Annotated in this window: 24 protein-coding genes; 15 read left to right on the forward strand and 9 right to left on the reverse strand. The window is 66.5% G+C overall.

Going from position 1 to position 25,208, the window contains the following annotated elements; all coding sequences use genetic code 11:
• The first annotated feature begins 46 nt into the window (after positions 1-46).
• The 4 genes from C662_RS13650 to C662_RS13665 all read left to right on the forward strand — a co-directional run bounded on the left by C662_RS13650 (position 47) and on the right by C662_RS13665 (position 5,185).
• Positions 47-898 (forward strand): HDOD domain-containing protein, encoded by an 852-nt coding sequence (locus C662_RS13650; protein WP_002930170.1) that lies wholly within the window; start codon positions 47-49, stop codon positions 896-898.
• 215 nt (positions 899-1,113) lie between these two features.
• Positions 1,114-3,999 carry an adenosylcobalamin-dependent ribonucleoside-diphosphate reductase gene (locus C662_RS13655; RefSeq protein ID WP_002930173.1) on the forward strand — a complete coding sequence of 962 codons (2,886 nt, stop codon included), beginning with the start codon at positions 1,114-1,116 and terminating at the stop codon, positions 3,997-3,999.
• Between the two features lie 114 nt (positions 4,000-4,113).
• Positions 4,114-4,353: a hypothetical protein gene (locus C662_RS13660; RefSeq protein WP_232431641.1), complete on the forward strand. Its 240-nt coding sequence runs from the start codon at positions 4,114-4,116 to the stop codon at positions 4,351-4,353.
• A gap of 13 nt (positions 4,354-4,366) precedes the next feature.
• Positions 4,367-5,185: an SEL1-like repeat protein gene (locus tag C662_RS13665; protein WP_002930179.1), complete on the forward strand. Its 819-nt coding sequence runs from the start codon at positions 4,367-4,369 to the stop codon at positions 5,183-5,185.
• Between the two features lie 39 nt (positions 5,186-5,224).
• On the opposite strand, the gene C662_RS13670 is transcribed toward C662_RS13665, so the two are convergent.
• Complete coding sequence (locus C662_RS13670) at positions 5,225-5,572, reverse strand: hypothetical protein (RefSeq protein ID WP_002930182.1); 348 nt, start codon at positions 5,570-5,572, stop codon at positions 5,225-5,227.
• A 272-nt stretch (positions 5,573-5,844) separates the two neighbouring features.
• Here C662_RS13670 and C662_RS13675 point away from each other — a divergent pair, with 272 nt between their 5' ends.
• The 3 genes from C662_RS13675 to C662_RS13685 are packed head-to-tail and all read left to right on the forward strand — an operon-like array spanning position 5,845 to position 9,443.
• Entirely contained in the window at positions 5,845-7,440 is a 1,596-nt protein-coding gene (locus tag C662_RS13675) for an ABC transporter ATP-binding protein (RefSeq protein ID WP_198291817.1), read from the forward strand.
• Positions 7,433-8,497, forward strand: a complete 1,065-nt coding sequence (locus C662_RS13680) for an ABC transporter permease (protein ID WP_002930187.1) — start codon at positions 7,433-7,435, stop codon at positions 8,495-8,497. The genes C662_RS13675 and C662_RS13680 overlap by 8 nt, the downstream gene beginning before the upstream one ends.
• Before the next feature lie 13 nt (positions 8,498-8,510).
• Positions 8,511-9,443 carry an ABC transporter permease gene (locus C662_RS13685; RefSeq protein WP_002930189.1) on the forward strand — a complete coding sequence of 311 codons (933 nt, stop codon included), beginning with the start codon at positions 8,511-8,513 and terminating at the stop codon, positions 9,441-9,443.
• A 14-nt stretch (positions 9,444-9,457) separates the two neighbouring features.
• Here C662_RS13685 and C662_RS13690 read toward each other — a convergent pair whose 3' ends face one another.
• Positions 9,458-10,078, reverse strand: a complete 621-nt coding sequence (locus tag C662_RS13690) for a glutathione S-transferase family protein (protein WP_002930195.1) — start codon at positions 10,076-10,078, stop codon at positions 9,458-9,460.
• 246 nt (positions 10,079-10,324) lie between these two features.
• On the opposite strand from C662_RS13690, the gene C662_RS13695 reads away from it, so the two are divergent.
• Together C662_RS13695 and C662_RS13700 are read left to right on the forward strand one after the other, a co-directional pair.
• Entirely contained in the window at positions 10,325-11,662 is a 1,338-nt protein-coding gene (locus C662_RS13695) for a uracil-xanthine permease family protein (RefSeq protein ID WP_002930198.1), read from the forward strand.
• A 41-nt stretch (positions 11,663-11,703) separates the two neighbouring features.
• Positions 11,704-12,177 (forward strand): universal stress protein, encoded by a 474-nt coding sequence (locus C662_RS13700; protein ID WP_002930200.1) that lies wholly within the window; start codon positions 11,704-11,706, stop codon positions 12,175-12,177.
• A gap of 62 nt (positions 12,178-12,239) precedes the next feature.
• Here the strand turns inward: C662_RS13700 and C662_RS13705 are convergent, their stop codons facing one another.
• The 6 genes from C662_RS13705 to C662_RS13730 form a co-directional block, all read right to left on the reverse strand.
• Positions 12,240-13,178 carry an N-carbamoyl-D-amino-acid hydrolase gene (locus tag C662_RS13705; RefSeq protein WP_002930203.1) on the reverse strand — a complete coding sequence of 313 codons (939 nt, stop codon included), beginning with the start codon at positions 13,176-13,178 and terminating at the stop codon, positions 12,240-12,242.
• Between the two features lie 4 nt (positions 13,179-13,182).
• Positions 13,183-14,439 (reverse strand): Zn-dependent hydrolase, encoded by a 1,257-nt coding sequence (locus C662_RS13710; protein WP_002930207.1) that lies wholly within the window; start codon positions 14,437-14,439, stop codon positions 13,183-13,185.
• Complete coding sequence (locus C662_RS13715; protein WP_002930209.1) at positions 14,436-15,662, reverse strand: diaminopropionate ammonia-lyase; 1,227 nt, start codon at positions 15,660-15,662, stop codon at positions 14,436-14,438. Before C662_RS13715 ends, C662_RS13710 begins: the two co-directional genes overlap by 4 nt.
• A 66-nt stretch (positions 15,663-15,728) precedes the next feature.
• On the reverse strand, positions 15,729-16,766 hold the full coding sequence (locus C662_RS13720) for a TRAP transporter substrate-binding protein (protein ID WP_037984659.1): 1,038 nt from the start codon (positions 16,764-16,766) through the stop codon (positions 15,729-15,731).
• A 76-nt stretch (positions 16,767-16,842) separates the two neighbouring features.
• Positions 16,843-18,135, reverse strand: a complete 1,293-nt coding sequence (locus tag C662_RS13725) for a TRAP transporter large permease (protein ID WP_002930213.1) — start codon at positions 18,133-18,135, stop codon at positions 16,843-16,845.
• Positions 18,132-18,665, reverse strand: a complete 534-nt coding sequence (locus C662_RS13730) for a TRAP transporter small permease (RefSeq protein ID WP_002930215.1) — start codon at positions 18,663-18,665, stop codon at positions 18,132-18,134. Before C662_RS13730 ends, C662_RS13725 begins: the two co-directional genes overlap by 4 nt.
• 225 nt (positions 18,666-18,890) lie before the next feature.
• On the opposite strand from C662_RS13730, the gene C662_RS13735 reads away from it, so the two are divergent.
• Entirely contained in the window at positions 18,891-19,781 is an 891-nt protein-coding gene (locus C662_RS13735; RefSeq protein WP_198291905.1) for a MurR/RpiR family transcriptional regulator, read from the forward strand.
• Positions 19,782-19,810: 29 nt separating this feature from the next.
• Here C662_RS13735 and C662_RS13740 read toward each other — a convergent pair whose 3' ends face one another.
• Positions 19,811-20,749 carry a LysR family transcriptional regulator gene (locus C662_RS13740; protein ID WP_002930219.1) on the reverse strand — a complete coding sequence of 313 codons (939 nt, stop codon included), beginning with the start codon at positions 20,747-20,749 and terminating at the stop codon, positions 19,811-19,813.
• A 185-nt stretch (positions 20,750-20,934) separates the two neighbouring features.
• Between C662_RS13740 and uraH the strand changes: the two genes are divergently transcribed.
• From uraH to alc, 5 genes are all read left to right on the forward strand, one after another.
• The gene (gene uraH / locus C662_RS13745; protein WP_002930226.1) at positions 20,935-21,285 is read left to right on the forward strand and encodes a hydroxyisourate hydrolase; all 351 of its coding nucleotides are present in this window, start codon (positions 20,935-20,937) and stop codon (positions 21,283-21,285) included.
• Between the two features lie 36 nt (positions 21,286-21,321).
• Positions 21,322-22,515, forward strand: a complete 1,194-nt coding sequence (locus C662_RS13750) for a urate hydroxylase PuuD (RefSeq protein WP_002930228.1) — start codon at positions 21,322-21,324, stop codon at positions 22,513-22,515.
• A gap of 37 nt (positions 22,516-22,552) precedes the next feature.
• Positions 22,553-23,077 (forward strand): 2-oxo-4-hydroxy-4-carboxy-5-ureidoimidazoline decarboxylase, encoded by a 525-nt coding sequence (gene uraD, locus C662_RS13755; RefSeq protein ID WP_002930235.1) that lies wholly within the window; start codon positions 22,553-22,555, stop codon positions 23,075-23,077.
• Between the two features lie 16 nt (positions 23,078-23,093).
• Complete coding sequence (puuE, locus tag C662_RS13760) at positions 23,094-24,044, forward strand: allantoinase PuuE (RefSeq protein WP_002930237.1); 951 nt, start codon at positions 23,094-23,096, stop codon at positions 24,042-24,044.
• Between the two features lie 63 nt (positions 24,045-24,107).
• Positions 24,108-25,157, forward strand: coding sequence for an allantoicase (gene alc, locus C662_RS13765; RefSeq protein ID WP_002930239.1), 1,050 nt, complete (start codon positions 24,108-24,110; stop codon positions 25,155-25,157).
• Positions 25,158-25,208: the final 51 nt, after the last annotated feature.

Below are 25,208 nucleotides of genomic sequence, written 5' to 3' on the forward strand. Positions count from 1 at the left end.
AGCGCCCGGCGCCGCCGATGCTGCCACTGCCGTAAAGGACTGAGCCATGCACTCCGCACAGGAACTCGTCAGCCAGGTCGAGGCGCTGACCGCCCTGCCCGACGTCTACGAACGCGTTCGCCAGCAACTCGACTCGCCCGCCGGCTCGATCGGCGAGGTGGCACGACTGGTGGCGGCCGATCCCGCGCTCACGGCACGCCTGCTACGGCTGGTCAACAGTGCCATGTACGGCTACCGCGGACGTATTGCCGACGTCGATCGCGCCGTCCAGCTGCTTGGCCTGCAGCAGGTACATGACCTCGTGCTGGCGATGTCCCTGCATGCAATCTTTGCAGGCGTGCGCCCTGCCCGCCTCGACATGCGCCGTTTCTGGCGCGACAGCATGCTCAACGGGCTGGCGGCACGGGCGGCCGCCCGCCGCCGCGGCCTGCCCGGCAGCGAACGTCTGTTCGTGATCGGACTACTGGCCGACATCGGCCACCTGGTGATGTACCAGACGGTTCCCGAACTCGCCGCAACCGCACGCGAATCCGCCGAGCGCGACGGAAAGGCCCTGGACGTGAGCGAGCGCGAAGTCGTCGGCTGCGACTTCAGCGAGATCGGGGCTGCGCTGGCCGACCTGTGGCAGCTGCCGCCAAGCTTTGCGGGGGCCATCGGTACCCAGCTCTGCCCCCGCTTGGGTGGCGAGTACGGCAATGAAGCGGCCCTCCTCAGCCTGGCCCGCTGCGTGGTCGAGGCCGAACGCCGCAATCAGTCGAGCGCGGATGCGGCGGCGAGCCTCGAGGCGGACATCTGGCCACTGCTCGAGCTCGAGCCAGAGCAACTCGCCGACATTCGCGAGGAAGCCGAACTGCACCTGGCGGCCTATGTGAACCTGTTCTTCTCCTCTGCACACTAGCTGGCGCACGGCAGCCGAAAACCCGCGTAAACACTGGCTTTCCTGCCCAAAAAAGAGAACACAGAGCTACTACATGTAGTGCATTCGTAAAATTTGAAACACAAACTAAAAATATAAATACATGTTTTAAAAGGATTTTATTTTTTTGCGAAATCCCGCTTTCCGCGCTATTCTTCAGTCCGTTCCAAGACCCACCACGGATGAAGAAAAAAGCCATGAGCGAGACCACCAGCGCGTCCACGAGTGCACACAACCAAGGCACCATCAAACCCTCTGCCGCCAACCTGCCGATGCAGGAGATCTCCGGCGAGGTTCTGGTCGAAAAGTACGCCAAGGGTGACGAGCAGACCGTTGCCGAGGTGCGCCGCCGGGTTGCCCGTGCGCTTGCCGCGATCGAGTCCGAAGACAAGCGCGCCCACTGGGAAGCGAAGTTCCTCGAAGCGCAGGAGAAAGGTTTCGTTCCCGCTGGCCGCATCAACAGCGCCGCAGGCACCACGCTGGCCGCCACGCTGATCAACTGCTTCGTGCAGCCGGTCGGCGACTCGGTCACTGAGGCCGTCGATGGCCGCCCCGGCATCTACACCGCGCTGGCCCAGGCCGCCGAGACCATGCGTCGCGGTGGCGGTGTCGGCTACGACTTCTCGTCGATTCGCCCCAAGGGCGCGCTGGTGAAGGGCACGGCATCGAACGCCTCCGGCCCGGTGTCCTACATGCGCGTGTTCGACCGCTCTTGCGAAACCGTCGAATCCGCCGGTGCACGCCGCGGCGCGCAAATGGGCGTGCTGCGCTGCGATCATCCGGACATCGAGGAGTTCATCCACGCCAAGGACCACGGCGACCTCACCAATTTCAACATCTCGGTCGGCGTCACCGACCCCTTCATGCAGGCCGTCGAGGCCAACGGCGATGTCGAGCTGGTGCACAAGGCCGAGCCCACCGATGAGTTGAAGGAAGCCGGCGCCTACCAGCGCGACGACGGCCTGTGGGTGTACCGCAAGGTGCGTGCACGCGACCTGTGGGACCAGGTCATGCGCTCGACCTACGATCACGCCGAGCCGGGCATCCTGTTCCTCGACCGCATGAACCAGGACAACAACCTGTACTACTGCGAGACCATCGAGGCCACCAACCCCTGCGCCGAACAGCCGCTGCCGCCCTATGGCTGCTGCTGCCTGGGCTCGATCAACCTGACGCCCTTCGTCAAGAACCCGTTCAGCGACAAGGCCGAGTTCGACTATGCAGGGTTCGGCAAGGTGGTCGACGTCTCCATCCGCATGCTCGACAACGTGCTCGAAGCCACCCACTGGCCGCTCGAACAACAGCATGCCGAGGCGCAGTCCAAGCGCCGCGTGGGCCTGGGCTTCACCGGCCTGGGTGACGCGCTGATCATGCTCGGCAAGCGCTACGACACGCCCGAAGCACGCGAGGAAGCGCGCAAGATCTCCGAGTTCATGCGCAACCGCGCCTATCTGGCCTCGTCCGACCTGGCCAAGGAACGCGGCGCCTTCCCGCTCTTCAACGCCGACCTGTACCTGTCTGGCGGCAACTTCGCCTCGCGCCTGCCGGCCGAGGTCAAGGACAAGATTCGCAAGAACGGCATCCGCAACTCGCACCTGCTGTCGATCGCGCCGACCGGCACCATCAGCCTGGCCTTCGCCGACAACGCCTCGAACGGCATCGAGCCGCCCTTCTCCTACACCTACACCCGCCGCAAGCGCATGGCCGACGGCACCTTCAAGGAGTATGCGGTCGAGGACTACGCGTGGCGCCTGTACCGCCACCTCGGCGGCAACGTCGACAAGCTGCCGGAATCCTTCGTCACTGCGCTGGAGATCTCCGCGCAGGCACACAAGGACATGGTCGCCGCCGTCGCCCCCTATGTCGACACGTCCATCTCCAAGACGGTGAACGTGCCCGAGGACTACCCCTACGCCGAGTTCGAAGACCTCTACCTCACCGCGTGGAAGGCGGGCCTCAAGGGGCTGGCCACCTACCGTCCCAACAACGTGCTGGGTTCGGTGCTGTCGGTGACCCCGACCGCCGAGCAGAAGCAGCCGCACGACGTCGAGATTGCCGACGCCAACAAGCGCCTGTCGATCAAGAACCTGCCCGCACCGGTGCTGTCCAGCCTGCGCTGGCCGGGCCGTCCGGATCTGCCCGACGGCAACCTGGCGTGGACCTACATGCTCAACACCCCGAGCGGCGGCTTCGCGCTCTTCGTCGGCCAGGTCGGCAACAACGGCGGCAGCTTCCCGTTCGAAGTGTGGGTAAACGGTGCCGACCAGCCGCGCGGCCTGGGTGCGGTGGCCAAGACGCTGTCGATGGACATGCGCGCCAACGACCGCGGCTGGCTCAAGCTCAAGCTCGACACCCTGGCACGCACCGTCGGCGAGCGCTCGTTCGAGATGCCCTTCCCGCCGCACGGCGAGAAGAAGCTGGTGCCCGGCGTTGTTTCGGCCTTTGCCCAGGCGGTGAACTACCGCTGCGAGAAGCTCGGCGTCTTTGACAAGGAAGACGACAGCAACTCGGTGCTCGACACCCTGTTCAGCCTCGAAGAGCCCAAGACCGGCACCGACGGCACGCTGTCGTGGACGGTGGACATCTACAACCCGGCCACCGGTGAAGACTTCGTGCTCGGCCTGAAGGAGATCACCCTGCCGGACGGCGTCACCCGCCCGTATTCGGTGTGGCTGTCGGGCAACTATCCGCGCGCGCTGGACGGTCTGACACGCATCCTGTCGCTCGACATGCGCGTCATGGACCCGGCCTGGATCGGCATGAAGCTGCGCAAGCTGCTCGACTATCCCGAGCCGCTGGGCGACTTCATGGCCTTCGTGCCGGGCACCCGCCGCCAGCAGAACTGGCCCAGCACGGTCGCCTACCTGGCCCAGCTCATCATCCACCGCTACGCCATGCTCGGCGTGCTCGACGAGAAGGGCTACCCGACGCGCGAGATGGGCATCCTCGAGTCGCCGCGCGACGACAACGAGCCCAAGCTGATGCAGGGCGCGCTGTGCAACGAGTGCGGCAACCATACCGTCATCCGCAAGGACGGCTGCGACTTCTGCACCGCCTGCGGCGCGGTTGGAACCTGCGGCTGAGCCCAACGCGGGAGCTCGCTGAGGTCAGGTCGCATCTCATATAATGCGTTCTGCCCATAACTACACGAAGCGCCCCAGGCCAGTTGCTGGCCGGGGCGCATGCGCTCCTGCACCATGCCAACCTGTCCCCGCTGCGACGGCACGGACTGTCGCGAATCTCCCTGGCGCTCCGAAGACGAGCGCCGGGAACACAAGGGTGAAACGCCCTACCGCTGCATGTCCTGCGTGCATCGCTTCTTCGGGCCAGGCCGCAGGAACCTTCTGCAACACAACCCCCTGATCGCCGCCATCGGTGGCAGCACGCTGCTGGTGGTCATTGCGGTGGTGCTGATCATGTGGGCCTGGAAATCCTGAGCGGAGTCGCGCAATGAGCAGCACACCCCTCACGATCACCTGCCCGAAGTGCGGCTCGACCGACTGTCGCGAGTCGCGCTGGCGCTCGCACCAGGAAAAGGTAGACAACCCGGGCCAGCATCCATACCGCTGCCTGAATTGCGCCAACCGCTTCGTCGGCCGGCACTCCGGCAGTATTGCCGGACGGCGCAGCTTCCTGCTGCTCGCGGGCCTGGCTGGACTTGCGGTCGTTGCGCTGGTCGCGGGCGTGGTCGTGGTCCTGCTCGAGGGGCGCAAATCCGTGCCGGAGGCGCCGTCCGCAGGGACGCCCGTCGGCGCTGCGGCAAGCACGCACATCGAGGCCGCTGCACGCGGCGATACAGAGGCTCAGTTCCGCGCCGGACGCGCGGCGCTGCTCGACACTGCGCGTGGCAAGGAGGCAACGCTGGAAGCCCTGGGCTGGCTCAAGCGCGCCTCTGAGGGCGGGCACACGGGCGCGATGATCCTGCTTGGCAAGCTCTACCGCAACGGTGTGGGCATCACCCAGAACTACGACCTCGCAGCACGCTGGATTGCGGCCGCTGCCGAGGCGGGCGACCCCGAGGGCATGGTCGAACTGGGGCGCCTGCACCGCGCCGGGATCGGGGTGCCGCAGGACGCGGTACAAGCGTATGTGTGGTTCAACCGCGCCGCCGCCGCACTCAACATGAATGGCGTTCAGGAGCGCGACAGCATCGCCATAAAGCTCAGCCCGGACGAGCTCAAGCGCGCCCAGACCCTGTCGCTCGAACACGACACCCATGTCACCCCAAGTGCAGAACGCAACGCGGATGACAAGGCGACGCCGGACTGAAGGCAGTCGCGTGCGCCCGCGGCGCAAGGCCTCAGCCCATCACTGTGGCTCGCCGATGGTACCGGCGAATACCCAGCCCTGCTCCACCACATAGTTGAAGACGAAACCGGTCGGTACGTCGACGAACAGGCTGACGCTTTCACCGGCCTGCGCCGGTGCGAGGGCGGCCTCGGCGCGTTGACCGGCAAAACGCCAGCCTTCGTCGGCCAGGTACTCGTAGCGTCCGCCGGTCTGCTGGTCGAGCATCACGGCCAGCGGTGCAGTGGCCGCCCGGTCGAGCTTGACACGGACGGCCGCTGCCGACTCACCAGCCAGCGCAGCGGGCGCAGAAACGGCAATGACGAGCGCAGCCAGCGAGGCGACGCCCGGAAAACGACGGACATGCATGGGGGTATTCCTTGAAAAAACGGGATCAGGTCGCGCCATCGGCAAACGACAGCAATATGCTGCAGCGCAACATCACAACCCGGATGGTAGCAGAAACAAGGTATTCCTCAAGCCGAAAACGCACACCCCTTCCAGGCGCTGCCCGCGTGACACAAGCCGCGACGCCGTCGTGACCTGGCGACGACTTGCCTACGCGGCTACTGGACGCGTATCGTCGCGACGTTGCGCCGTCCAGACGCGCGCGGGATGACTCACCGAGCCCAGTGAACACCATGACCCACCCCCCTGCCAGCATCGCTGGCGCGGCCAGCAACCCGCGGCTGAAGCTGAGCGGGATCAGCAAGATCTATCCGACTGTCGTCGCCAACGACCGCGTCGACCTCAGCGTCCGACCCGGCGAAATCCGGGCCATCCTGGGCGAAAATGGCGCCGGCAAGTCCACGCTGATGAAGATGATCTACGGCGTCACACGCCCCAGCGCCGGCCAGATCTTCTGGGAGGGGCAGGACGTCCAGGTCACCAGCCCGGCGCATGCGCGCAGCCTGGGCATCGGCATGGTGTTCCAGCATTTCTCGCTGTTCGAAACACTGACCGTGGTGGAGAACGTTGCCCTCGCCCTGCCCGGCGCCCAGGCTCTGGACGAGTTGGCCGAACGCATCACCGAGGTGTCGACGCGTTATGGCCTGCCGGTCGATCCGCGCCGCCACATCCACGCACTCTCGGTAGGCGAGCGCCAGCGCGTGGAGATCATCCGCTGCCTGCTGCAGGACCCGCGCCTGCTGATCATGGACGAGCCCACCTCGGTACTAACGCCGCAGGCGGTGCGCAAGCTGTTCGAGACCCTGCGCCAGCTGTCGGACGAAGGCTGCTCCATCCTCTATATCAGCCACAAGCTCGACGAGATTCGCGAGCTCTGCCACACGGCCACAGTCCTGCGCGCCGGCAAGGTCACCGGCGAATGCGAACCCGCCCGGGAAACCCCTCAGTCCATGGCACGCCTGATGATTGGCAAGGAGCTGCCGCATTGCGAGCATTCGCAGGCCGCCGCCAGCGGCGAAGTGCGCTTGCGCCTGGCAGGTCTGTCGCACGCTGCCGACGACCCTTTCGGCGTCGACCTGAAGGACATCCACCTCGAGGTACATGCTGGCGAGATCGTCGGCATTGCCGGCGTGTCGGGCAACGGCCAGCAGGAGTTGCTGCGCGCAATCTCGGGTGAGGAGCCGCTGGCCGAACGCTTCCCGGTGCAGATCTGCAATGTCGAGGCAGGCCGCCTCAAGCCTGGCCAGCGCCGCAAGCTCGGCCTGTGCTTCGTTCCGGAAGAGCGCTTGGGGCGCGGCGCCGTACCCGGCATGGCACTGGCCGACAACGCCCTGCTCACAGCCTCGCACACACAGGGCCTGGTGCGCGGCGGTCTTGTAGACGCGGGCCGTGCGCGCGCCTTCGCCGAGCGCTGCATCGAGGCGTTCAAGGTCAAGTGCGGCGGCGCTGGCGCACCCGCAAAGTCGCTGTCGGGCGGCAACCTGCAGAAGTTCATCGTCGGCCGCGAGATCCTGCAAGCACCCAGGCTGCTGGTGTGCGCACAGCCGACGTGGGGCGTCGATGTGGGCGCCGCAGCGCTGATCCGCCAGGCCCTGATCGACCTGCGCGACCGCGGCTGTGCCGTGTTGGTGATCTCGGAAGAACTCGACGAGCTGTTCGAGATCTGCGACCGCATCACCGTCATCGCCAAGGGCCGGCTGTCTCCCGCCCGCCCCACTGCGCAGACGACGGTCGAGGACATCGGCGTGTGGATGAGCGGCCTGTGGCCAGGGGCCGAGACCGACGAACCACTTGCTGCGCCAACGCCTGCGGAGTCACTGCATGCTTGAACTCGAAGCCCGTGCCGAACCCTCGCGGCTGATGCCCTGGCTGTCGCCGCTGCTCGCGGTGGCACTCACCCTGGTCGGCGGCATGCTGCTCTTCCTTGCGCTCGGCAAGGATCCGATCGAGGGCTTTCGCATCTTCTTCCTCAACCCGGTACGCGACCTCTACGCCGTCTCCGAGCTGCTGCTCAAGGCGACGCCGCTGATGTTGTGCGCAATCGGCCTGGCAATAGGCTTCCGCGCCAATGTGTGGAACATCGGCGCCGAAGGCCAGTTCATGCTCGGGGCAGTGGCGGCAACCGGCGTGGCTCTGTACTTCGACGGCAGCCAGAGCAGCCTGCTGCTGCCGGCAATGGTGGCCGCGGGGGCGCTCGGTGGCGCGCTGTGGGCGAGCATCCCGGCCTTCCTACGCACGCACTTCAATGCCAACGAGATCCTGGTGTCGCTGATGCTGGTGTACGTGGCGCAACTGTTCGTGTCCTGGCTGGTGTTCGGGCCATGGCGGGATCCGGACGGCTTCAACTTTCCGCAGACCAAGATGTTCGACGACGCCGCCACCATGCCGATGCTGCTCGAGGGCACGCGGCTGCACATGGGCTTCGCAATCGCGATCGGCCTGCTGGTCGCCGGCCATGTGTTCATGAACCACAGCTTCACGGGCTTTCGCATGCGGGTGGCAGGCGAAGCCGCGGCAGCGGCGCGTTATGCGGGTTTTTCGGCTTCGCGCATGATCTGGGCCGGCCTGCTCGCGGGCGGTGCAGCAGCAGGCATCGCAGGCATGGGCGAGGTCGCAGGGCCGATGGGCCAGCTCACCGACAAGGTCGGCAGCGGCTACGGCTTCGCAGCCATCATCGTTGCCTTCGTCGGGCGACTGAACGCCTTCGGCATCCTGCTCGCCAGTCTGCTGATGGCGCTGCTCTATATCGGCGGCGAGCAGGCGCAGCAGTATCTCAACCTGCCGAGTTCGATCTCGATGGTATTCCAGGGCATGTTGCTGTTCTTCCTGCTCGGCTCCGACGTTTTCATCAACTACCGCCTGCGGCTGCGCCGCCGCGCCGCCTGAAGCGGGAACGCCCATGGACGCCAACCTGTTCACCTCGATGCTGTTCGCCACCGTGGTGGCCGGCACACCGCTCATCATCGTTGCCCTGGGACTACTGGTAAGCGAGAGGGCCGGTGTGCTCAACCTCGGCGCCGAAGGCATGATGGCCATGGGCGCAGTGACTGCCTTCGCCATCACCCATCACAGCGGCAGCCCCTGGCTGGGCGTGCTGGCCGGCATGAGCGCCGGCATGGCGATGGCGCTGCTGTTCGGCGTGCTTACACTCACCCTGATGGCCAACCAGGTCGCCTCGGGGCTGGCGCTGGCGATCTTCGGCGTCGGCCTGGCCGCATTCGTGGGCAAACCGTATGAGGCCGTAGCGCTGCAGGCAGTGCCGCCGATCCGCATCCCGTTCATCGCCGACATCCCGCTCATCGGCGAGGCGCTCTACAACCAGCAGTTGCTGGTGTACTTTTCCTGGGCGCTGTTCTGGGGCCTGCTGTGGTTCCTTTACCGCAGCCGTGCAGGCCTGGTGCTGCGCGCGGTAGGCGAATCGCCCGCCTCGGCGCATGCCATCGGCTACCCGGTGATCCGCATCCGCTATCTGGCAGTCCTGTTCGGCGGCGCCATGGCGGGCATCGGCGGCGCCTTCCTGTCGGTGTTCTACACGCCGATGTGGGCAGAAGGCATGGTCGCCGGCCGCGGCTGGATCGCGCTCGCGCTGGTGGTGTTCGCTACCTGGCGGCCATTGCGGGTGATGATCGGCGCCTACCTGTTCGGCGGCGTGATGATCACCCAACTCTTCATCCAGGGCTCCGGGCTGCAGATCGACTTCCCATCGCAGTTCCTGTCATCGCTGCCCTACTGGGCAACGATCGTGGTCCTGGTGGTGATCTCGCGCAACGTGAACACGATCCGGCTGAACTCGCCGCTCTCGCTCGGAAAGCCCTATCGGCCTGATGCCTGACGGGCACGCTGGACCTAGCACTTCGCGCTCGGTCGCTCGGCGATGCGGTCGCGCCATGCCTGAAGGTTGTCCAACCCCTCGGTCCCCGGCCTGAACTTCATCAGGCCGCGGGCGAACTCGATCGCGCAGAAGGCAGTGATGTCGGCAATGGTGAAGCGCTCGCCGGCGACGAAGGCGCGCGTCGCGAGTTCCTCATCCAGCCAGCGTGCCACCTCGCGCACCTTCTCGCCTTGCGAACGGCCGAACTCAGGGAACTGCGGCTGCTCCAGAGGAGCCAGGCCGGGATGGGTATGGCGGATGCAGTTGGCGATGCCACCGAACAGGTAGAACTCCATGCGCCGGTCCGCCATTTCGATGAAGGCGCGCTCCTCGAAGCTTGCCCCCATCAGGTTGGGCTCGGGATACAAGCCCTCGAGATAGGAACAGATGGCGCGCGTCTCTCCGAGCATGCGACCGTCGTCGAGTTCGAGCACCGGCACCTTGGCCAGCGGGCTCTTGGCACGAAAGTCCGAACTGCGATGCTCGTTCTTGCCGATCTCGACGACCACCTCTTCGATACCCCTGATGCCCTTCTCGGCAATGAACATCTGGACCCGGCGCGGATTGGGTGCGCGCGGCGAAATGTAGAGCTTCATGTGTTGTCCTCGGGGCGCAAGGCAGCGCCCGCTTCAACGGACGCCCGGCCCAGTGCTCGATGGTAGCGCGTGCATGTTGCTTATGCAGCTATAAGCCGGGACGTATAAGTGCTATCAGAGGCCGCCAGTTTCCGAATCGGGGTCCGCTCCTAAACTGCGGGTACTGCACGACTGGAAGCAACACGCCTGCGAGCAGGCCGACAACGACAAACCAGGCCACAGCGCCAGAGACACGGAGACACCACAATGAGCGGGACGACCCCAGCCTACCCCGACCCGGCCAACCCGCCGCGCCCGGCCGTCGACGAGCACTCACCCGACTACATGCCGCCGCTGTCGCGCGCGATTCCGCTCGGCATCCAGCACATCATGGCGATGTTCGTCGGCAACATCACCCCCCCGATCATCATCGCCGGCGTGATCGGCGCGACCATGGACGAGCGCATCTTCCTGATCCAGGTGGCCCTTTTCGTCGCCGGCATCTGCACCCTGATCCAGTCGATCGGCATCGGCCCCATCGGCGCCCGCCTGCCCATCGTGCAGGGCACGAGCTTCGGTTTCCTGCCCGTGGCACTGCCATTGGCGAAGGCCTTCGGGCTGCCCGCGGTACTCGGCGCATCGCTGGTTGCCGGCCTGCTGCAGGTGTTCCTGGGTGCCTTCCTGGGCCGCGTTCGCCACCTGTTCTCGCCGGTAGTGACCGGTATCGTCGTGCTGCTGATCGGGCTCATCCTGATGCCGGTCGGGCTGCGCTACGCCGCTGGCGGCGTAGGTGCACCAGACTTTGCCGCGCCGCATCACCTGCTGCTGGCGCTGTTCGTGCTGATCGTGACCATCGGCTGCCACCAGTTCGGCCGCGGCTTCATCAAGCTCGCCTCGGTGCTGGTCGGTCTCGTCAGCGGCTACATCGTCGCGATCGTGCTGGGCTGGGTGGACTTCTCAAGGGTCGAGACAGCCGCCTGGTTCGCCGTGCCGCAGCCGATGGTGTTCGGCATGGAGTTCTCGCCCACCGCGATCCTGGGCATGTGCATCATCATGTTCGTGGTCGGCCTGGAGACGATCGGCAACATCTCGGCGATCACGGTCAGCGGCGCCAAGCGTGCCGCCACCAACAAGGAGCTCTCGGGCGGCGTCATGGGCGATGGCGTGGCCACCGCCTTTGCCTCGGTCTTCAACACCCTGCCCAACACCGCCTATGCGCAGAACGTCGGCCTGGTCGCACTGACCGGCGTGGTCAGCCGCCACGTGGTCACCATCGGCGGCATCGTGCTGATCGTGCTCGGCCTTTTCCCCAAGCTGTCGGCGGTGGCCTCGGCAATGCCCCCGGCCGTGCTCGGCGGCGCCGCCATCGTGATGTTCGGCATGATCGCCTCGGCGGGCGTCAAGATCCTCGCCGAGAACGAGCTCGATCAGCGCTCGATGCTGATCCTGGCCGTTTCGCTGAGCCTGGGCGTGGGCCTGCCGCTGGTGCCCGAGATCAGCACCGCCGTACCCGAGCAGGTCGCCCTGCTGCTGAAGTCCGGCCTCATCCCGGCTGCGCTCGCTGCCCTCGTCCTCGATGCCGTGCTGCCCAAGCCGCGCCATTGAGAAACCGCCACGCCAGCCCACGAGATTCCACGGAGACATCCATGTCCTACGAGATCAGATCCATCCTCTACGCCTCCGACCTGACCCCGCGCTCACCTGCCGTGTTCCGTCATGCCGTAGGCCTCGCGCTCAGATTCGGCGCCAAGCTGCACGCCGTCACCGTGACCACGCCGACCACCTCCCTGCCCTTCACCGAGTTCATCAAGAAGGAAACGCTGGACGAGATCAAGGTCGCCGGCCGCAACCAGGCTGAATCCCTGCTGCAGCAGCGCATCGACATCTTCGCCGAGGCTCACCCCGACATGGACGTGAAGTCGGTGCTCACCAGCGTGCGCGCACTGGAGGGCGAACCCGCCCGCCAGATCCTCGACATGGCCAAGCACACCCTGGCCGACATGATCGTGATGGGTTCGCGCGGTCATAGCGCGATCGGCGAACTGCTGATCGGCTCGGTGGCACACAAGGTGACCATGAAGGCCGACGTACCGGTGGTACTGGTGCCGATCGACCGCTGAGCGACTGTTCGTCCGCAAGGAAAGGCCTCGGGGCGCCCTGCGCCGCCGAGGCCTTGTTTGCATCACTCCGGCGGCAGGACCGCGCCCTTGCGCTCCACGATCAGGCCATAGGCCTGCGGTTCGCGGTGGCGGGCAAAGTTGAAGGTGGTGCTCTTGTACGACTGCGTCAGATCGAGGTCGCAGCGCGCCACCGCCAGTTCGTCGCCCAAGGTCGAGCACGCACCGACGATCTCGCCCGAGGGCGCGACGATGATCGAGTTGCCGATCTGCATCACGCCCTCCTCGTTACCCGCCTTGCCCACACCTACCACCCAGCTGCCGTTCTGGTAGGCGCCGGACTGCATCACCAGCTGGTTGTGGAAGTGCGACAGGTTGTCGTGCTCGGGCGCGGGCGGATTGTGCACCGGGGTGTTGTAACCGATCAGCACCATCTCCACCCCCTGCAGCCCCATCACGCGGTAGGTCTCCGGCCAGCGGCGGTCGTTGCAGATCGCCATGCCGATGATGCCGCCGAAGGCGCGGAACACCGGAAAGCCGAGGTTACCGGTCTCGAAATAGCGCTTCTCCAGATGCTGGAACTGGCGCCAGGGCTCGTGCTCGGCATGGCCCGGAAGATGGATCTTGCGGTACTTGCCAACGATCGCGCCGGTCTTGTCGACCAGGATCGAGGTGTTGAAGTGGCGCGTGCGCCCCTCCTCCTCGGCCAGCTCCGCATAGCCGAGGTAAAAGCCGATGCCCAGCTCGCGCGCCGCCTCGAACAGCGGTCGGGTCTCCGGCCCGGGCATCTCCCGTTCGAAGAACTGGTCGATCTCGGCCTGGTCCTCGAAGTACCAGCGCGGAAAGAAGGTGGTGAGCGCGAGCTCGGGAAACACCACCAGATCGCAGCCATGCTGGCTCGCCTGGGTAAGCAACGCAATCAGGCGGCTCACGACCTGGCTGCGGGTGTCGTTGCGGGCGATGGGGCCGAGCTGGGCGGCGCCGACGGTGACGATACGGGACATGGATTCAGGCTCCCTCGTTGGCAAGTTGGAGCAGGGTCGCAAACAGCACGCGCAAGCCGGCGACGAGGTCTGCGGGCTGGGTGTGTTCGGCCGGGTTGTGGCTGATGCCGCCGACGCTGGGGACGAAGATCATGGCGGTCGGGCAGATGCGCGCCAGCATCTGAGCATCATGCCCGGCGCCCGAGGTCATGCGGCGGTGGGTGTAACCGAGCGCCTCGGCGTGGGCGACGATGCGGGCCGCGATGCCGGGGTCGAAACGTACCGGCTCGAAGCGCGCCAGGCGCTGCGTGCTGATGCTCACCCCCTCGGTCGCCGCCAGCTCGTCGAGAAAGGCCGCCAGGCGGGTCTCGGCCCGCTGCAGCAGCGCCTCGTCGGTGTTGCGCAGATCGACGGTGAGCGACGCACGCGCGGCGATGACGTTGATCAGGTTGGGGGTCAGATCCACCTTGCCCACGGTACCGACCTGGTCGCCGCCCATCTCGCGCGTGAGCGCGCGCACGAAGTGCGCTACCGCGGCCGCGGCGTAGCCCGCATCGTGACGCATTCGCATCGGCGTGGTGCCGGCATGGTTGGACTGGCCGACGATGTCGACCTGCTGCCAGGAGATGCCCTGCAGGTTCTCCACGGCGCCGATGGTGATCCCCTCGAGATCGAGCACCGGCCCCTGCTCGACGTGCAGTTCGACGAAGGCGGCAGGACGGATGCCACCCAGCGGTGCCGAACCGGCGTAGTCGATGCGGGCCAGCTCCTCGCCCAGCACGGCGCCGTCGATCGCGCGCGTGGCAAGCGCCTCGTCCAGCGCCAGCCCGCCCGCGTAGACCAGCGAGCCGAGCATGTCGGGTGCAAAGCGCGCGCCCTCCTCGTTGGTGAAGAAAGCCACCACCAGCGGCCGCTCGGTGCTGACACCGGCGTCATTGAGCGCAGCGACGACCTCGAGCCCGGCGAGCACCCCGTAGTTGCCGTCATAGGCGCCGCCGGTACGCACGGTGTCGATGTGCGAGCCGGTCATCACCGGCGCCAGATCGGCCCGACGCCCGGGGCGCAGGCCGAAGACGTTGCCAATGGGGTCGATCGACACCTGCAGGCCGAGCTCGCGCATCCAGCCGACGACGAGATCGCGGCCGCGGCGGTCGTCGTCGGTGAGCGCCAGCCGGCAGCACGCACCGGATCCGGTGCGGCCAATGTCGGCCAGCGCCGCCAGGCGCGCGAGCAGGCGCGCGCCATCGGGCTCGACGCCCGGGGCCTGGGAGACTGTCGTCATGCCAGCACCTCCTCGGCCGACCTGCCCACCACCTCCCGGTAGATCACCGGGTCGGTGTCGCCCTCGCTGCCGATCAGCAGCACACGCGCATTCGCATCCAGGCCAAGCGCCTGCCTCACGGCGGGCTCACCCGCAGCCGCCAGCAGCAGGCCCAGCCCGGTGCCGCCGGTCTCGCCGGACACGATCGCCGCATCACCATCCTGCGGCAAAGCGAACACCCGCATCGCCTCAAGCGCGAAGCGGTCGCCCACGGTGGCGTAATGGTTCGCGCCGCCGCTGAGGATCTCCCAGGCCACCGGCGACACCTCGCCGCAGGCCAGTCCGGCCATCACGGTGTCGAGATCGCCGTGCACCGCCACCGGCCGGCCCGCCTGGCCACTCTGGAAGAAGCAATCGGCCTGCTCGGGCTCTGCGATGATGAACACCGGCCGCCGCTCACCCCAGGCCAGCCAGAAGGCCGCGCAAACCGAAGCCGCAAGCGCGCCGACACCGGCCTGCACGATGACGTGCGTGGGCAGCTCATCGCCGAGCTGGCGCACCATCTCGCGCGCCATCACGCCGTAGCCGTGCATGACGTCGATCGGGATGTCGCGGTAACCCTCGTAGGTGGTGTCCGAGACCACCGTCCAGCCGTTGCGCTCGGCCTCGGCCGCGGCGTGGCGGACGGAGTCGTCGTAGTTGCCGGGCACGCGGATCACCTCGGCGCCGTAGTGCGCGATCGCCGCACGCCGGCCCTCGCTGACCGTGGCGTGGATGTAGATCACACAGCGGCAACCGAAGAGCTGCGCCCCCCAGGCCACGGAGCGGCCGTGATTGCCGTCGGTGGCGCAGGTAACGGTGAGCGCGCTGACGATGTCGCGATACTGTCCGGCGAGGATCTCCGCCGGTGTTGCCTGGTGACCGCCATGGGCCGCGGCGATCGCCTTCTGGATGAGGCGAAACACCGCATAGGCGCCGCCCAGCGCCTTGAAGCTCTTGAGCCCAAAGCGGCTGCTCTCGTCCTTGTACCAGAGCGCACCAAGGCCAAGGCGCGACGCCAGCGCCGGCAGCGTATGCAGGGGCGTCGGGGCGTAGCCCGGCCATTGCGAGATCTCGCGCTCGGCGGCGTCGAAGCCCTCGCAACTGAGGATCGCCGCGCGCGCCTCGCCATAGGGGGTGGTCGCGGAAACCGCGAGTGGATTGGGATAGCTTGCGATGCCCTCGGCACGCAGGATCTGTGTCATTGCCGTTCGTCCTCCGGCTGCACGCCGCGGGCGGGCGTGCAGCCGCATGGTTATTGTGGTGAAGCCTTACTTGACCTGCTCGATGTTGGCGAGCATGGCGTCGAGCATGTCGATGCCCTCGGCGCCCAGCTGCTGCTCGATCACTGCCCGCACGGCGGGCTGCGCGACGGCGGCGAACTTCTGCAGCTCGGCCTCGGGAATGGCGTTGACCTGCATGCGCTGGCCGAGCTTGGGCAGGCCCTTGTCGGCCGAGGCCTCGATGATGCGCGAAATGCCGCGCCCGGCGTCCACCGCCACCGCCGCAGCCGAATCCACGACTGCACGCTCTTCCGCCGTCAAGCCGTCGTAGAACGCCTGATTCATCGTCCACACGTAGGGCGTGATGACATGGTTGGTGATCGACAGGAACTTCTGCACCTCGTCGAACTTGGCAAAGGCGATGATCGGGACCGGGTTCATCTGGCCGTCGGCGACGCCGGTCTGCAGGGCGGTGTACACCTCGGCCCAGGGCAGCGGCGTGGGCTGGCCGCCGAGCGACTTCACCGTGGCCTCATGGGTCGGCAGCGTCATCGTGCGGATACGCAGGCCGCCAAGGTCGGCCGCAGTCTGGATCGGGCGCTTGGAGTTGCTGATGGCGAAGAAACCGCCCGAGTCGAGCAGACCGAGCACCTTGAGCCCGGTCTTGGCCGACAGGTCGGCGGCAAACTTCTGACCGAAGGGGCTGCCGAGGTCCATCACCTTGTGCACCACGCCGATGTTCGGGAAAGCGAACGGCATGTCGAACACGCCGACCATCTTGTAGTGGGCGGAGATGCCGCCCGCAGACGAGATGACCGATTGCACCAGGCCATCGCGCACCTGCTGGATCACCTCGTCGTCCTTGCCGAGCTGGCCGTTGGGGAAGAGCTGCACCTTGACGCTGCCATTGGTGCCGGTCTCGACCAGACTCTTGAACACCGCTGCCATCGCACCGGAATGGCTGTCGAAGGGGCTGTCGGGGTTGAGGTGGGCCAGGCGGATGGTCTTCTGCGCGAACGCGGGCGACGCGAGCATGGCGGTTGCCGCAAGGGCAGTGACGGCAAGTTTCTTCAGCGAGATCATCATGCTTACTCCAGGGCTAGGGTGAAGGGGTACGGCAGGGGATTCAACGAAGGGGATGAAACAACGGCAAACCTGCGCCTCAACTCGCGGTCAGGCCAAGCAGCCGAGGCACGGCCAGCGTCAGGCTCGGCCAGTACGCCACCGCGAACAGCACCGCGATCTCGGCGAGCAGGAAAGGCCACAGCGAGTGCGCGATGCGTTCGATCTTCTCGCCGGTGACCGAGGCCAGCACGAACAGGCAGGCGCCCACCGGTGGCGTCATCAGCGAGATGTTGAGCGCGAGCACGATCATGATTCCGGCGTGGATCGGGTCCATGCCGATGGTCACCGTCAGCGGCGCCAGCACCGGTGCGAGGATGATGAGCAGCGCGTTGATGTCCATGAACATGCCGATCAGCAGCAGCAACGCCAGGATCAGCGCGATGATCACGGCCGGCTCGGACGACACCGCCAGGAAGGCGGCCGCGATCGCCTGCGGGATCTGGTTGAAGGTCATCCACCAGCCGACAATCGAAGCCGAGGCGATGATCAGGAACACCACCCCGGTGATGCGCGCGGTGCGCACCAGCATGTCGACCAGATCGCCCCAGCCCACCTTGCGATACACGAACACCCCCATCACCAGGGCGTAGAAGACCGCGATCGAGGCCGCCTCGGTCGGCGTGGTGATGCCGCCAAGGATGGCGCCGAGGATCATCACCGGCATCAGCAGCGCGGCAAAGCCGTCCTTGAAGGCGACGAGGATGCGGCGCAGGCTGGGCCGGTGCTCGCTCTTGGGCAGGTTGAGCCGGCGCCCGAGCGCAGCAATCACCGCCATGCAAACCAGGCAGATCAGCAGCCCGGGCAGGATGCCGGCGGCGAACAGGCCGGCCACCGACACCCCCATCAGCGAACCATAGATCACCATCAGGTTCGACGGCGGGATGGTCGGCCCGATGATCGAGCCCGCCGCGGTGACCGCACAGGCGAAGGGCCGGGTGTAGCCCTTCTTGACCATGGCCGGCACAAGGGTGTTGCCGAAGGCCGCGGCGTCGGCCGTCGCCGCGCCCGACAGGCCGGCGAACATCACCGAGGCGACCATGTTGGAATGTGCCATGCCGCCGCGCAGGTAGCCCACCAGTGCATCGGCCAGGCCGATCAGGCGATCGGTGATACCCGAACGGTTCATGATCTCGCCAGCGAGGATGAAGAAGGGCATGGCGAGGAAAGTGAACAAGTCCAGGCCGGCGAAGAAGCGGTCCGGCGCCATGGTGAGGAAGCGACCACTGGAGTCGATGCTCCACATGCCGACCATGCCAGTGATGCCGAGCACGTAGCCGACGGGCATGCCAAGCACCATCAGCACGACGAAGGTAAGGGCGACCGTGATCATGGGCACACCACCACGTTCGGCGAGCGCGCCAGGCGCAACTGGTCGCGCACGGCCACGAGCGTGAGCTGCACCACCGCCAGCGCAGCCGCGACCGGCACCGCCGCAAAAGGCAGGGCCTTGGACATGCCGTAGATCATCGTCGTCACGCGCTCACCACGCTCGACCATCCCGATCCCGTAGAACACGAGCATCGAAAAGAAGGCGATGCCAAGCAGGTCGACCACCGCCAGCAGCCCCCGGCGCAGCCAGGACGGGAGGTAGGCGAACAACATCTGCACGCCGATGTGCTCACGCCGTGAGATACCCGCCGACACGGCGAGCAGCGCAACCCAGATCATCAGGTAGCGCGCCGCCTCCTCCATGAAGGTGATCGGCAGCGGCCACACGTAGCGCACCAGCACGCCGAGCCAGACGTCGAGCACGAGCACGATCAGCAGCGCCACGCAGATCAGGTCGACGGCGCGCGCCAGCCTGCGGCTCATGCCGTCAAGCGCGCGCGCCACGCCCTCGTATTCACCAGGGTCATGCATGCAGAGTCTCCTTCACACCGGTCAGCGGCCGGCGTCCGCACTCGCGGGCGCCATCCCGTTCTACCCGCTGCCCGCTCCCGCAAGTGGTGCGTGGAAGGGCCGCTTTTTCTGTTGTATGCACCATACTGGATCACCTGTTTCAGAAAAACAATCAGTAAAACGTTTTTTTCAGCTATGGTTCGCTTCAACGCAAACAACGTGCCAACACACTCGGAAGAGCGTCCGATGAGCGCTGCATCAACGCCAGGAAAGAGCGGCAAACGCCAGAACGTGGGGCCAAGCTCGCTGGAACGCCGCATCCGCGGCAGCTACGAGGGCCTGCCCAACAGCGAACGCCTGGTGGCCGATCTGCTGCTGGACTTTCCATCTCATCTCGCCACCCACTCCGCCACCGAACTGGCGCGCCTGTCGGGCGCGTCCAAGGCGGCGGTGACAAGACTGGTCCAGCGCCTCGGCTATCAGAGCTTCGCCCAGGCGCGCGCCGACGCGCGCAATGCGCAGCAATGGGGCTCACCGATCTACGTCAGCGCCACAGATGCGCCACAAGGGACGCATTCGGCCATAGAGGCGCATGTGGCGGCTGACCTGGAGGTGCTGCGCAAGACCCTCGACGGGCTGGCACAGACGCGGCTCGACGAGCTCGTCACCGCCTTGCACGATGCGCGCAGGGTGCTGGTGATCGGGCACCGCAACAGTGCGCTGCTCGCCACCTATGCACGCGGCCAGCTCGGCCTGCTGCGAGCGGGCGTGGAGTTGGCGCCGATGCATGGAGAGACCCTCGCCGAAGGCCTGTTCGGCCTCGGCCCGCAGGATGTGCTGCTGGCGGTGGGCTTTCGGCGCCGGGTGCCGGCCTTTCTGTCGGCGCTGGAGGTGGCGCGCAACAACGGCGTGCGGATTGCAGTGATCACCGATCCGAGCGGCGCGGCCATGGCGCGCAATGTCGACTGGGTCATCCCCTGTCACTGCCGCGGCGCGTCGATGTTCGACAGCTACGTCGCGGCGGTGAGCCTCATTAACTTCCTCGCCAGCCAGCTCGCGCTACAACTGGGCGCGCAAGGCCGGGCGCGCCTGCGCGGTATCGAGCAACTGCACGAGGAACTCGGCGATCTCGTTTGAGATCGCCGGCGTACGCGCCCTCGCGAGCGCTAGGCCGATGCGCTCACGATACGCCGCCCGCAGTCGCTGAGCAGCCGACGCAGCCAGCGATGCCCCGGGGACTGATGATTGCGCTCGTGCCAGAGCTGATAGAAGCGCATCGGCGGAAAAGCGATCGGTGAGGGCACGATCGCCAGCGGCAGCAGGTTGGCATAGAACTGGGCGAAGTGACGGGTGGTGGTAAATACCAGGTCGGTGCCCTGCAGCAGGTAGGGGGCCGCGGTGAAGGACTGGACGACGACGCGTTCCTCGCGGTGGATGCGCATCGACGCCAGCACGCTGTCGATCACCCCGCGCTGGCTGATCGAATAGGGCATCGGCACCACATGCACCGCGCGCGCATAGTCTTCCGCGCTCATGCCCTTGCGCGCAAACGGGTGTGAGGCCGCCACCAGGCAGACGATCTCGTCTTCGAGCAGCATCGACAGGTGCATGCGATGCGGTGGCTCGGGCCAGTTGCCGATCACGACGTCTAGGTCGCCCTCTGCAAGTGAGCGCTCGAAGTCGAAGTTCGGCCCGAGCGAGTGCAGCGTCAGGCGCGCCTGCGGCGCCTCGCTGCGGAAACGCTCGGCGACTCCGGCGATGAACACCGGCGCCAGGTAATCGGGCGAGCCGATACGGAACTCATGACGCGTGCTGTCGGGCTCGAAGGCCTCTGGCCCATCGACCATGCGGTCGATCTCGGCGAGCGCCCCCTTGGCATGCGACACCAGCGCGAGCGCGCGCTCGGTGGGCACCATGCCGCCTTTCTCGCGCACCAGCAGCGGATCGCCAAGGATGTCGCGCAAGCGCTTGAGCGCAGCACTGATCGCGGGTTGCGACTGATTGAGCTTGAGCGCCGTACGTGACACGCTGCGCTCGCCGATGAGCAGCACGAATACGCGCAGCAGGTAGGTATCGAGCGGGTCATCGCTACGCCTTAGGGTCATGCTCGTCTCCTCGTCCACGGTGATGGGAGCCCGGCCTGGGGTCGCCGAGTCAGATATGCGCCAGCATATATCACTTATAAACATATATGCGATTACTTAATACACCCTGGGCTTAAACTGCAACTCAGATCAAGGGCCTGAGCACGGGCCCGCCCCACACCAGACAGCATGCAGGAGACAACACCATGGGACGCCTGACCACCCACGTTCTGGACACCGCCAAGGGCAAGCCGGGCAGCGGCATTGCGGTGATCGTCTACAGGCTCGATGGCGGGCGCCGCGAAGTCGCGCGCACCGTCACCAACCACGACGGCCGCTGTGACCAGCCCCTGCTCGAAGGCGCCGCGCTCGAGGCCGGCAAGTACGAAATCATCTTTGCCGCCGGCGACTACTTCCGCGCCCAGGGGCTGGACCTGCCCGAGCCACTGTTCGTGGACGAAGTTGCGCTGCGCTTCGGCATTGCCAACACCGAGCAGCACTACCACGTACCCCTGCTGGTCTCGCCGTGGAGCTACTCCACTTACCGCGGCAGCTGAGCCTCGCGCTTCCCCCACTGACACAGAGACAAGAACATGGAAGCCTACCTGCTCGACTGGGCCAACCTGCTGGTCCGCTGGGTGCACCTGATCGCAGGCATTGCCTGGATCGGCGCCTCCTTCTACTTCGTCATGCTGGACAACTCGCTGAAGCCCCCGAAAAAACCCGAAGACGCGCAGCGCGGCGTGTTCGGCGAGTTGTGGGCCGTGCATGGTGGCGGGTTCTACCACAGCCAGAAGTACCTCACCGGCCCCAAGGGCGAACCACTTACCCAGGACCTGCACTGGTCCAAATGGGAGGCCTACAGCACCTGGCTGTCAGGCATGGGCATGATGGCGCTGATCTACTGGATCGGTGCCTCCAGCTACCTGATCGACAACAGCGTCATGGCGCTATCGCCCACCGCGGCAATCGCCATCTCGATCGCCTTCCTGGTTGCCGGGTGGGTCTTCTACGACCTGCTGTGCCGCAACATGATCGGCAAGGACGGCGTGCTCGCAGCCATCGTGTTCGTTTTCGTGATGGTGGCCAACTATGCGCTGCATCAGGTGTTCTCGGCCCGCGGCGCCTACATCCACGTCGGCGCCATGCTCGGCACGATGATGGCGGCCAACGTGTTCTTCCACATCATTCCCGGCCAGAAGAAGATGGTCGAGCAGATCCGCCGCGGCGAAGAGGTCGACACCGTGCCCGGCATCGTCGGCAAGCAGCGCTCGGTGCACAACACCTACTTCACCCTGCCGGTGCTGTTCATCATGATCAGCAACCACTACCCGATGACCTATGCGCATGCCAACGGCTGGCTCGTGCTCGGCGTGCTGATGATGGCCGGCGTGCTGATCCGCCAGTTCTTCGTGCTGCGCCATCGCGGCCAGGTCAAGTGGTGGCTGCCGGCCGCCGGCAGCGCGCTGATCCTGCTGTTGATCGTGCTGATGGCTCCCAAGCCGGTCGACGCCAGCGGCGAGCAGGTGTCCTTTGCCACCGTCAAGCAGATCATGGACCAGCGCTGCGTGAGTTGCCACGCCGCCTCGCCCACCTTCGAGGGCTTCGCCCAACCCCCCAAGGGCGTGATGCTGGAGAGCGCGGAGCAGATCGCCCAGCACGCGGTCATGAGCGCGCAGACGGTGGCCAGCGGCTACATGCCGCTCGGCAACCTCACCGGCATCACCGATGAAGAACGCCAGGCCATCGCCATCTGGTTCGCCCAGGGCGCGAGGACGCAGGACTGAGCGCGCCGCCGAGAACGCATCGCAAGAGACCCACGCCATGAACGCTACGCCCAACACCCTCACCCTACAGGCGCTTTCCGCCCTGTCCCAGCCTGACTTCGTCAGCCACCTGGACGGCATCTTCGAGCACTCGCCCTGGATCGCCGAGCGCGCCTGGGCCCAACGCCCGTTCGACAGTATCGACGGCCTGCACGCCGCCATGCTCGCGGTGCTCGATACCGCCAGCACGGCCGAGCAACTCGCCCTCATCTGCGCGCACCCTGAGCTTGCCGGCAAGGAAGCGGAGGAAGGCACGCTCACCACCGCCTCCACCGGCGAGCAGCGCGGCGCCGGGCTGGACCAGTGCAGCAAGGACGAGTTGCAGCGCCTGCGCAGCCTCAACAAGGCCTACCGCGAGCGCTTTGGTTTCCCCTTCGTCGTCGCCGTGAAGGGGCTCAGCCGCCACCAGATCATGGATGGCGTCGAGGCCCGCCTGAGCAACGATCGCGACACCGAATTCGCCCGCTGCCTGCAGGAGATCGGCAAGATCGCCCGCTTCCGCCTCGATGCCTTGTTCGCCTGACCCACCGGAGCCGAGCATGAAACCGAACACCCCGAGCACTCCGAACGCCCCCTACCCCCGCGACCTCGTCGGCTACGGCCGCAACCCGCCGCATGCCGACTGGCCGGGCCGCGCCCGCATCGCCGTACAGTTCGTGCTCAACTACGAGGAAGGCGGCGAGAACTGCGTGCTGCACGGTGACGCCGGCAGCGAGCAGTTCCTGTCCGAGCTGTTCAACGCCGCCAGCTACCCCGAGCGCCACCTGTCGATGGAGGGCATCTACGAGTACGGCTCGCGCGTGGGCGTGTGGCGCTTTTTGCGCGAGTTCGAGCGCCGCGGCCTGCCGATGACGATCTTCGGGGTGTCGATGGCGCTCGAGCGCCACCCCGAGCTCACCGCCGCGTTCAAGGAACTGGGCCACGAGATCGCCTGCCACGGCTGGCGCTGGATCCACTACCAGAACGTGCCCGAGGAGATCGAGCGCGAGCACATGCGGATCGGCATGGAGATCATCGAGCGCCTCACCGGCGAGCGCGCGCTGGGCTGGTACACCGGCCGCGACTCGGTGAACACCCGGCGCTTGGTGGCGGACCATGGCGGCTTCCTGTACGACTCGGACTACTACGGCGACGACCTGCCGTTCTGGACCGAGGTGCGCAAGACCAACGGCGACACCGTGCCGCACCTCGTTGTGCCCTACACCCTCGACACCAACGACATGCGCTTCGCGCTGCCGCAGGGCTTCTCGCACGGCGACGAGTTCTTCGAGTACCTGAAGGACGCCTTCGACGTGATGTATGCCGAGGGCGAGGAGCGCCCGGCGATGATGAGCATCGGCATGCACTGCCGCCTGCTCGGCCGCCCGGGCCGCTTCCGTGCGCTGCAGCGCTTCCTCGACCACATCGAGAAGCACGACCGCGTATGGGTGTGCCGCCGCGTCGACATCGCCCGCCACTGGATCGAGCGCCACCCCTACAACCCGAAATGATTTCAATGGGGTCAGACCCCATTGATCCAACGCATTGCTCCAACTCTGACAAGGAGAACACACATGGCCAGCCACACTCCCGGCGCCCCCGTCTTCGCCCCCCCTGCCGAGTTGCCCGACTGGGCGCTGCGCTCGGTCGACCTCGCCAACCCGCGCCTGGGCGCCAAGGCAATCGCCGCCTCCGACGACTTCTTCGCCGAGGTCGCACGCATGCTCAACCCCGAGCCCGCACAGTTCGTCCCCGGCAAGTTCGACACCAACGGCAAGTGGATGGATGGCTGGGAGTCGCGCCGCAAGCGCGTCGCCGGGCACGACTGGGCTCTCGTCAAACTCGGCGTCAAGGGCGTCATCCGCGGCTTCGACGTCGACACCTCTCACTTCACCGGCAACTACCCGCCCGCCGTCTCGATCGAGGCCTGCGTCTCCGACGCCGATGACGTGGCCGCGCTCCAGGCCGCGACCTGGACCGAGATCCTTCCGGCCACCCCGATGGGACCCAACAGCCATCACCTCCTCGAGTGCGCCAGCACCGCGGCCTGGTCCCACCTGCGCGTGAACATGTATCCGGACGGCGGCATCGCGCGCCTGCGCGTCTATGGCCGCCCGGTGGGCTCGCTCGCGGCCAAGGCCGCCGCGGGCGAACTCGTCGATCTGGTGGCGATGGAAAATGGCGGCCGCGCCGTGTCGTGGAACGACGCCAGCTTCGGCTCTTCGGCCGCCGCGCTGTTGCTGCCGGGCCGTGGCATGAACATGGGCGATGGCTGGGAGACCCGCCGCCGCCGCGAACCGGGCAACGACTGGTGCGTGCTCGAGCTCGGCGCCCCCGGCACGGTCGAGCGCATCGAGGTCGACACCGCCTTCTTCAAGGGCAACTACCCCGATCGCTGCTCGATCCAGGCCGCCTATGTCACTGGCGGCACCGACCGCTCGATCACCACCCAGTCGATGTTCTGGCACACCCTGCTGCCCGAGCAGAAACTGGAGATGGATGCGATCCACAGCTTCACCGAAGAAGTGGCCAAACTCGGGCCGATCACCCACGTGCGCTTGAACATCTTCCCCGACGGCGGCGTCTCGCGACTGCGCCTGTGGGGCAAGGTCGAGGCCAAATAAGAAGACCGGCGCTGCGCGGGCGCAGCCCTGCGCCCGGGCGCCCGACCGCCG

Source organism: Thauera sp. 28, assembly GCF_000310145.2.
In the GTDB taxonomy this organism is placed as follows: Bacteria; Pseudomonadota; Gammaproteobacteria; order Burkholderiales; family Rhodocyclaceae; genus Thauera; species Thauera mechernichensis.

Bases quoted from the DNA above. Each gene is read 5' to 3' on its own strand.
- C662_RS13650 (WP_002930170.1), top strand. From the start codon at position 47: ATGCACTCCGCACAGGAACTCGTCAGCCAGGTCGAGGCGCTGACCGCC.
- C662_RS13655 (WP_002930173.1), top strand. From the start codon at position 1,114: ATGAGCGAGACCACCAGCGCGTCCACGAGTGCACACAACCAAGGCACC.
- C662_RS13660 (WP_232431641.1), top strand. From the start codon at position 4,114: ATGCCAACCTGTCCCCGCTGCGACGGCACGGACTGTCGCGAATCTCCC.
- C662_RS13665 (WP_002930179.1), top strand. From the start codon at position 4,367: ATGAGCAGCACACCCCTCACGATCACCTGCCCGAAGTGCGGCTCGACC.
- C662_RS13670 (WP_002930182.1), bottom strand. From the start codon at position 5,572: ATGCATGTCCGTCGTTTTCCGGGCGTCGCCTCGCTGGCTGCGCTCGTC.
- C662_RS13675 (WP_198291817.1), top strand. From the start codon at position 5,845: ATGACCCACCCCCCTGCCAGCATCGCTGGCGCGGCCAGCAACCCGCGG.
- C662_RS13680 (WP_002930187.1), top strand. From the start codon at position 7,433: ATGCTTGAACTCGAAGCCCGTGCCGAACCCTCGCGGCTGATGCCCTGG.
- C662_RS13685 (WP_002930189.1), top strand. From the start codon at position 8,511: ATGGACGCCAACCTGTTCACCTCGATGCTGTTCGCCACCGTGGTGGCC.
- C662_RS13690 (WP_002930195.1), bottom strand. From the start codon at position 10,078: ATGAAGCTCTACATTTCGCCGCGCGCACCCAATCCGCGCCGGGTCCAG.
- C662_RS13695 (WP_002930198.1), top strand. From the start codon at position 10,325: ATGAGCGGGACGACCCCAGCCTACCCCGACCCGGCCAACCCGCCGCGC.
- C662_RS13700 (WP_002930200.1), top strand. From the start codon at position 11,704: ATGTCCTACGAGATCAGATCCATCCTCTACGCCTCCGACCTGACCCCG.
- C662_RS13705 (WP_002930203.1), bottom strand. From the start codon at position 13,178: ATGTCCCGTATCGTCACCGTCGGCGCCGCCCAGCTCGGCCCCATCGCC.
- C662_RS13710 (WP_002930207.1), bottom strand. From the start codon at position 14,439: ATGACGACAGTCTCCCAGGCCCCGGGCGTCGAGCCCGATGGCGCGCGC.
- C662_RS13715 (WP_002930209.1), bottom strand. From the start codon at position 15,662: ATGACACAGATCCTGCGTGCCGAGGGCATCGCAAGCTATCCCAATCCA.
- C662_RS13720 (WP_037984659.1), bottom strand. From the start codon at position 16,766: ATGATGATCTCGCTGAAGAAACTTGCCGTCACTGCCCTTGCGGCAACC.
- C662_RS13725 (WP_002930213.1), bottom strand. From the start codon at position 18,135: ATGATCACGGTCGCCCTTACCTTCGTCGTGCTGATGGTGCTTGGCATG.
- C662_RS13730 (WP_002930215.1), bottom strand. From the start codon at position 18,665: ATGCATGACCCTGGTGAATACGAGGGCGTGGCGCGCGCGCTTGACGGC.
- C662_RS13735 (WP_198291905.1), top strand. From the start codon at position 18,891: ATGAGCGCTGCATCAACGCCAGGAAAGAGCGGCAAACGCCAGAACGTG.
- C662_RS13740 (WP_002930219.1), bottom strand. From the start codon at position 20,749: ATGACCCTAAGGCGTAGCGATGACCCGCTCGATACCTACCTGCTGCGC.
- uraH (WP_002930226.1), top strand. From the start codon at position 20,935: ATGGGACGCCTGACCACCCACGTTCTGGACACCGCCAAGGGCAAGCCG.
- C662_RS13750 (WP_002930228.1), top strand. From the start codon at position 21,322: ATGGAAGCCTACCTGCTCGACTGGGCCAACCTGCTGGTCCGCTGGGTG.
- uraD (WP_002930235.1), top strand. From the start codon at position 22,553: ATGAACGCTACGCCCAACACCCTCACCCTACAGGCGCTTTCCGCCCTG.
- puuE (WP_002930237.1), top strand. From the start codon at position 23,094: ATGAAACCGAACACCCCGAGCACTCCGAACGCCCCCTACCCCCGCGAC.
- alc (WP_002930239.1), top strand. From the start codon at position 24,108: ATGGCCAGCCACACTCCCGGCGCCCCCGTCTTCGCCCCCCCTGCCGAG.